Genomic DNA, 6,292 nt, shown 5'->3' with positions numbered 1-6,292 from the left:
GCTCCATGGCCAGCGTGCGCGCCATGCACACGCGCTGCGCCTCGCCTCCGGACAACGCGGTGGCGTCCCGCTGAAGCCACGAGCTGTCCAACGACGCCCGCAGCAACGCCTGCTCCAGATCGTGAGGGCTCGCATCCGGCTGGGCGGCCAGCAGGTTGTCGCGTACGGTCCCAGGGAACGGCGTGGGCTTTTGGAACACCATCCCGACCTGGCGGCGGAGCTTCAGCGGGTCGAGATCACCGACGTCGTCGCCGCGGAAGAGCACCCGCCCAGACGTCGGTACCTCCATCCGGTTGCACAGCCGCAACAGCGTGCTCTTTCCGGAGCCCGACGGACCACTCAGCCCGGTCACACCTCCCTCACCAATGCGTGCGGAGAACCCATCGAGCGCGCGGATGCCGCGGCGCTCCACCACGATGTCGTGGAAGGCGAACAGGCCGTGCTCATCATTCACGGGACATACTCAACCACGTCGCCGAGCACCACCGAACCATGAGCGACCGCGACATCGGCGTACCAGAGCCTGATCGATCGCCTCAGGAACCGCATCGGCCAAGCGCAGGCTCGCGCGGCTCGCGCAGTCAACACCGAGTTGGTCATGCTGTACTGGTCGATAGGCCGCGACATCCTGCAGCAGCAACAGGCACACGGCTGGGGCGACGACGTGGTCGGCCGCATCAGCCAGGACTTGCGAACTGCGACTGGCGGAGCACGAGGCTACTCCCGTCGCAACCTCTTCTACATGCGTCTTTTCGCTGCTCTATGGCCCGAAATCGAAAAGTGCAACCACTGGCTGCACAAATTGGCTGGACACAACACATAACGCTTCTCAACGCGTTCAGCAATCAACCGGACGTCTACCTGTGGTACGCATCGAAGACTGCGGAGCATCGGTGGTCGAGGCGCCACCTGCAGGGACAGATCAACCTACGTCTGCATGAGCGCCAAGGAGCCGCGCTGACCAACTTCACCGAAGCTCTCGACGCCGACGATGCGCCGGACGCCATAGCCGCCACCAAGGATCCGTACGTGCTCGACTTTCTCGACCTGGAGAACGGCGCCAAGGAGCGGGAGCTTGAACAGGCGATCCTGGACGACATCCAGCGCTTTCTGCTCGAGCTGGGTCATGGGTTCGCTCTATATGGACGGCAGACGGCTCCGGCAAGGCAAAAGTCGGACGTCCACCAGTCGGGGCCGCCGAGGACGACGCGAAGGACCTCGGCGAGCTTGCGGAGTTGGACGACGTTCGAGCGCAGCTCGCCGACCGCGTCACTCGCCAAGCGTCGACGACGAACGGAACCACTGACGGATGACGCGTCTGCGCAGTTCACAGCCATTCCTTAAAAGTGCAGACATTGTCTGCGGCTCGCGCTCAGCCACGTGGCAGGCACCATCATCAAGTGCTGTTCGGTTCAGCTTCAGATGTGGCGGCGAGTGCCCGACGCAATGCCTCTTCCAGGTCCGTGACGTCGAACGTGAACCCCTCAGCGAGCAGGCGCTCCGGGTGAGCGCGACGGCCGGTCAGCGCCAGCTCCGGGTCCGAGCCCAGCAGCGGCGCGCCGAGCCGGGTCAGCCACGCCGGTGCGGGCAGCCCTACCCGCCTGCTGAGCAACCGCCGCAGCGTGGCCATCAGCTCGGCGTTTGTGACCGGCGACGGCGACGTCAACAGATACATGCCGCGCATAGACGGCTCGTCGATGGCTCGCAGCAGACCACGCAGCAGGTCATCGAGCGCGATCCAGGACAGCCACTGCCGACCGGACGCGACTGTACCGCCGAGGCCGAGCCGGACCAACGTGCGCAGCCGGTCCGTGGCGGGGTCGTCGCTTCCACCGACCGCCACACCGATCCGCAGCAGCACAGCCCGCTCGACCGGCTCCACGGCATCCCGGTAGGCGGCCTCCCAGGCAAGTGCCACCTGGACCATCTGTGCCGGCCCGACTCCGGACACTGGTGTCGACTCGTTGATGACCCGATCGCCACCTTCTCCATGGATCGCCAACGTGGAGGACTGAACCCACACCGCGGGCGGCAGCGACGCATTCCGGACGGCCTCGCCGACAAGACGCACCGGCTCGACCCGAGACCGGATCAGCTCGTCGATGTTGGGCCGCGTCGGTCGGCAGTCGACGCGCTTGCCTGTGAGGTGGACGACGGCGTCGGCGCCGTCGAGATGGTCGGCCCACGGCCCGAGCCGGACGCCGTCCCACTCCGCCATAGTGGCTCCGGGAACCGGCGACGAACCGCCGCGGGAGAGGATGACCACGTCGTCGCCTCGATCGACCAGGCACGCGGCCAACGCACGGCCGAGGAATCCGGAGCCACCGGGAATGACGACTCTCTTGCCTGTGCGCTCCACCACCCACCCATTCATACACGGCGAGCGTCTAGAGTCTTACATCACACACCAGACGTGCGCGGCGCGATGCGCGTCGAACATCTGCAGAAGTCGGAACAGAGGTCAATGATCGTGCGATTGGTATGGGTCCTCGACTGCGTCGACGCCGACTCGTTGGCCGATTTCTGGACGGCCGCGCTCGGCTTCACGCGTGAGCCGTTCCACCCGCCGTACGTCTCGGTCCGGGATCCTCGGGGACAGTGGCCGGAACTCCTGCTTCAGCAGGTCCCGGAAGCCAAGACGGTCAAGAACCGCATGCACCTGGACCTCCGGGTGAATGCGATGGAGCCGGAGGTCGACCGGCTGACGTCGCTGGGCGCCACCGTGCTACGCGGGCCGTTCGACGACGACGGCTTCACGACCACGGTGCTGACGGACCCCGAAGGCAACGAGTTCTGTGTCATCGTCGAGCCGGCCTCGGTGTAGACCGAATCAGCGAAGGTGTGAACGTGCCGGCATCAGCCTGCGCGGTAGATGAGACCTTGGCCGCCCTGGGACGTCAGCGTCAGAGTGTCACCGTCGACCCTGGCACGGAATCCCTCTATCACGCTGACCACGTGGCTGTCCTGGTCACGGAGGTCTTCCGGGCACTCTCCCTCGCCCATCCCGAAGTCGGTCGGGCTGATCTGGCCGTTGGCCTCGATGTAACTGCCGCTCATCTCCCGGCATCCGGTGGAGCCGGTGAACGTGCCGTCCGCCTCCAGGCGTAGCGTCGCCGGCTCGCCGGCCACGCTGGACACGGTGTCGCCCTCGACCAGGCTCTCCAGCACCCAGCCGGTGCCGACGATGTCGGCGGTCGGGACCTCCGGAACGGCGTCGAAGCGCAGCTCGGTGGAAGGCCCGGTCAGCACCAGCGTGCCGTCGTCGTCCGACATGTTGTCGACGTCGTCAAGAGCCGCGAAATAGGCGGACTCCAGGTCCATGACCTCGGGCATACACGCCATCTCGGTCATGTGAGTCAGGTCGATGCGCACGGACGCACCGTCGCGTTCCATCTCGGCCCCGTAGCTGTTGCACGCTGACGTGCCGCCGACGTCGTCGCCGATGGCCAGGGTCACCGGGTGCCCCTCGACGAGCGTGAGCTCACCGTCCGGTCCCGTCCCTTCGATCAGCTCCCACACGCCGGCCACGTCGGCGTCGCCCGGGCCATCACCGTCGGAGTCCTGTCCATCGGTACCGGATCCGCCCACGTCATCATGACCGTCGCCGCTTCCAGCCTCGCCCGTGCTGCCGTCGTCGGCCGGTTCCTCCTCGTCGGCGACCGCGTCGCCGCTGTCGCTGCTCCCGCCGTCCCCGGCGGTACCCGGGGTGGCGACCGGCGCGGGATCATCGTCGCCGCACGCGGCCAGCACCACCATCGTCGTGCCTATCAGCAACACTCGTGCGCTCAACCGCATGGCCGGTCCCCTTCCGCATCCTGGTCTTCAATGAGACGCGGAGCAGGGCGGAACGGTTGCGTTGCGCGACGATCTGAACGAGCGGCGAGCCTTACTGGGCGTCCGGCTCGGACGCGAGGTTCTTGGCGACTTCGTCCATGTCGACGTCGCGCACCTTGGCGATCAGGTCTTCCAGGGCGTCTTCCGGCAATGCACCCGGCTGCGCGTAGAGCACGACGTTGTCTCGGATGGCCATCAATGTCGGAATCGACGAGATCTGGAATGCTCCGGCGAGCTCCCGCTCCGCCTCGGTATCGACCTTGCCGAAGACGATGTCGGAGTGCTTCTCCGCCGCCCGCTCATACACCGGGGCGAACATCCGGCACGGTCCGCACCACTCCGCCCAGAAGTCGACGAACACGATGCCGTCGGCACCGGTCACGTCGTTGAAGTTGTCCGTTGTCAGCTCGACCGTTGCCATCGTTGTTCCTCTCCGTCTTCAGATGTCCCTGGGTGTAACACCAGACGGGGGTGCGAACATTTCCGGACGGCTCCTGCGTCCGATCCCTGTGCTGCCGCCAGGTCACCCGTCCGGTCGGTGTTCCCAGCGGAACAGCACGTCGCCGGTGGCGATCGGTCCGGCCTCCGTGATCGACGACAACTCCGACGCCACCGCGTCGAGCGCGACGACCGGGCAGATCGACGACCGCCCACCCTTCTCGACCAGAACCGGGTCCCACTCCACGATCGGGTCCCCGGCGACGACCGTGGCGTTCTCGGATACCAGCAGCTCGAACCCGTCACCGGCGAGCTGTACTGTGTCGATGCCCAGGTGAACGAGGACTCCGGCACCGGCTGGCGTACGTACCACGTAAGCGTGCGGATACAGCTTCACAACCGTGCCATCCACCGGCGATACCGCGGTTGCCAGGCCATCGCGGGCCGGGTCGATCGCCGCCCCCGGACCGACCAGCGCGGCGGAGAACGCCGGATCGGGCACCCGCGCCAGCGGCAACCCGCGACCGGCCACCGGGGCCAGGACCGGCAGGCTCACATCAGATCCTCGATGTCGGAGGCGATGGTGTCGGCTTCCGGCCCGACGACGACCTGCACCGCGGTTCCGGCCTTGACCACGCCATGCGCGCCCGCGGCCTTGAGCCCGGCCTCATTCACCAGAGAGGGGTCGTCGACCTCTGCCCGGAGCCGGGTGATGCACGGCTCGATCTCGACGATGTTGTCCGCTCCGCCCAAGGCGGCGAGGATCTGCTCGGCGTTGCTCATCCCTGTCCCTTTCGCGGAGGTGAACGCGGATAACGCTCGATGCCCACCCGGAGGATCGGCGGCTCGAGCTTTCGTGGTCGTAAGGGTACAGCGGATCGCCCGCGATGACAGCGATCGGGCAGCGATTGTCCGCAAGATCGAACTCAGTGTGTCCAAACCTCTTGCGCTGGCGGCACGCTGCGCGGAGACTTTTGCATCAGCCCTGCCTGGACCACTGGGACGCACCGGCCGACCCACCGCAAGCCGGACGGTCTGAAGCGAAGGAGCGCATGATGAGCAGTCAGAGCACGACCACATCGTCATCGGGCAGCGCCTGGGGCACCACGCTCACCTACGCCCAACGGGTCGGGCGCAGCCTGATGCTGCCTATCGCCGTGCTGCCGGCCGCCGCGCTGCTGCTGCGGTTCGGCTCGAACGACATGCTGGGGGGCGAGGAAGGAACCGTCCCCGAGGGCTTCCCGTCGGGCCTGGCACAGTACAGCGGGCTGGAGTGGCTGCAGCCGGTGGCCGAGGCCCTTGCCGCGGCCGGGAACGCACTCTTCGCCAACCTGCCGGTCCTGTTCGCCATCGGCGTCGCGATCGGCTTCGCCCGCAAGTCCGACGGTTCGACCGCGCTGGCCGGACTGGTCGGCTACCTGGTGTTCAAAGGCGTCACCGAGGCGATGTCGCCGCACATCCTCGGCGAACCGGACGAAGCGGCCGCTCAGGCGCTGGTCGAGGAGGGCGCAGCTCCGGGTGACATCGCGGCCGCGCTCGAACAGGAGCTGATCGACTTCGGCGTGCTCGGCGGGATCATCATGGGGATCACCGCGGCCCTGCTCTGGCAGCGCTACTACCGGATCAAGCTCCCACCGTACCTGGCCTTCTTCGGCGGACGTCGTTTCGTCCCGATCATCACGTCGTTCTTCGCTGTCATCATCGGCGTCCTGATGAGCTTCATCTACCGGCCGTTCGACTCCGGGCTCACCAACTTCGGAGAGTGGGTCGGTGACAACGAGGTCGCGGGCGGTGGACTGTACGGGTTCGTGAACCGGCTGCTCATCCCGCTCGGCCTGCACCACATCCCGAACAACATCGTCTGGTTCCAGGTCGGCGATTACACGGACCCGGACGGAGTGGTCCACCAGGGCGACATCAGCCGCTTCTTCGCCGGTGACCCCGACGCGGGCTCGTTCATGACCGGTTTCTTCCCGATCATGATGTTCGCCCTTCCTGCGGCGGCGCTGGCGATCTGGCA

9 protein-coding genes and 2 pseudogenes are annotated in these 6,292 nt (G+C 66.8%); 4 read left to right on the top strand and 7 right to left on the bottom strand.

Annotated features, from left to right (window positions below):
• Window positions 1–397: pseudogene (locus ELR45_RS37920) on the bottom strand (ATP-binding cassette domain-containing protein); the annotation flags it as partial.
• A gap of 195 nt (window positions 398–592) precedes the next feature.
• Between ELR45_RS37920 and ELR45_RS42735 the strand changes: the two are divergent.
• A pseudogene (locus ELR45_RS42735) lies at window positions 593–885 on the top strand (DUF1016 N-terminal domain-containing protein); the annotation flags it as partial.
• A 42-nt stretch (window positions 886–927) separates the two neighbouring features.
• Here the strand turns inward: ELR45_RS42735 and ELR45_RS40940 are convergent.
• The gene (locus tag ELR45_RS40940) at window positions 928–1,128 is read right to left on the bottom strand and encodes a hypothetical protein (protein WP_240759756.1); all 201 of its coding nucleotides are present in this window, start codon (window positions 1,126–1,128) and stop codon (window positions 928–930) included.
• On the opposite strand from ELR45_RS40940, the gene ELR45_RS42730 reads away from it, so the two are divergent.
• Window positions 1,048–1,344, top strand: a complete 297-nt coding sequence (locus ELR45_RS42730) for a hypothetical protein (protein WP_420813893.1) — start codon at window positions 1,048–1,050, stop codon at window positions 1,342–1,344. The two genes, ELR45_RS40940 and ELR45_RS42730, sit on opposite strands and share 81 nt — an antisense overlap.
• A 52-nt stretch (window positions 1,345–1,396) precedes the next feature.
• On the opposite strand, the gene ELR45_RS15385 is transcribed toward ELR45_RS42730, so the two are convergent.
• Window positions 1,397–2,374, bottom strand: a complete 978-nt coding sequence (locus ELR45_RS15385) for an epimerase (RefSeq protein WP_129667206.1) — start codon at window positions 2,372–2,374, stop codon at window positions 1,397–1,399.
• A 96-nt stretch (window positions 2,375–2,470) separates the two neighbouring features.
• Here ELR45_RS15385 and ELR45_RS15380 point away from each other — a divergent pair, with 96 nt between their 5' ends.
• On the top strand, window positions 2,471–2,824 hold the full coding sequence (locus ELR45_RS15380) for a VOC family protein (protein ID WP_129667205.1): 354 nt from the start codon (window positions 2,471–2,473) through the stop codon (window positions 2,822–2,824).
• A gap of 32 nt (window positions 2,825–2,856) precedes the next feature.
• On the opposite strand, the gene ELR45_RS15375 is transcribed toward ELR45_RS15380, so the two are convergent.
• From ELR45_RS15375 to ELR45_RS42725, 4 genes are all read right to left on the bottom strand, one after another.
• A complete protein-coding gene (locus tag ELR45_RS15375) occupies window positions 2,857–3,795 on the bottom strand; it encodes an META domain-containing protein (RefSeq protein WP_129667204.1) in 939 nt (312 codons plus the stop codon).
• A gap of 91 nt (window positions 3,796–3,886) precedes the next feature.
• Window positions 3,887–4,255 carry a thioredoxin gene (gene trxA / locus ELR45_RS15370; protein WP_129667203.1) on the bottom strand — a complete coding sequence of 123 codons (369 nt, stop codon included), beginning with the start codon at window positions 4,253–4,255 and terminating at the stop codon, window positions 3,887–3,889.
• A 102-nt stretch (window positions 4,256–4,357) separates the two neighbouring features.
• A complete protein-coding gene (locus tag ELR45_RS15365) occupies window positions 4,358–4,828 on the bottom strand; it encodes a PTS sugar transporter subunit IIA (protein ID WP_129667202.1) in 471 nt (156 codons plus the stop codon).
• Window positions 4,825–5,055, bottom strand: coding sequence for a PTS sugar transporter subunit IIB (locus ELR45_RS42725; RefSeq protein WP_129667201.1), 231 nt, complete (start codon window positions 5,053–5,055; stop codon window positions 4,825–4,827). Before ELR45_RS42725 ends, ELR45_RS15365 begins: the two co-directional genes overlap by 4 nt.
• A 272-nt stretch (window positions 5,056–5,327) precedes the next feature.
• Here ELR45_RS42725 and ELR45_RS37910 point away from each other — a divergent pair.
• On the top strand, window positions 5,328–6,292 hold a 965-nt coding region (locus ELR45_RS37910; protein ID WP_205856642.1), incomplete at its 3' end, for a PTS transporter subunit EIIC.

This window comes from Phytoactinopolyspora endophytica (assembly GCF_004138495.1).
In the GTDB taxonomy this organism is placed as follows: domain Bacteria; phylum Actinomycetota; class Actinomycetes; order Jiangellales; family Jiangellaceae; genus Phytoactinopolyspora; species Phytoactinopolyspora endophytica.
The sequence above is the reverse complement of the archived record's forward strand: the minus strand, read 5'-3'. Positions and strand labels throughout refer to the sequence as shown.

Bases quoted from the DNA above. Each gene is read 5' to 3' on its own strand.
- ELR45_RS40940 (WP_240759756.1), bottom strand. From the start codon at position 1,128: ATGACCCAGCTCGAGCAGAAAGCGCTGGATGTCGTCCAGGATCGCCTG.
- ELR45_RS15385 (WP_129667206.1), bottom strand. From the start codon at position 2,374: ATGAATGGGTGGGTGGTGGAGCGCACAGGCAAGAGAGTCGTCATTCCC.
- ELR45_RS15375 (WP_129667204.1), bottom strand. From the start codon at position 3,795: ATGCGGTTGAGCGCACGAGTGTTGCTGATAGGCACGACGATGGTGGTG.
- trxA (WP_129667203.1), bottom strand. From the start codon at position 4,255: ATGGCAACGGTCGAGCTGACAACGGACAACTTCAACGACGTGACCGGT.
- ELR45_RS42725 (WP_129667201.1), bottom strand. From the start codon at position 5,055: ATGAGCAACGCCGAGCAGATCCTCGCCGCCTTGGGCGGAGCGGACAAC.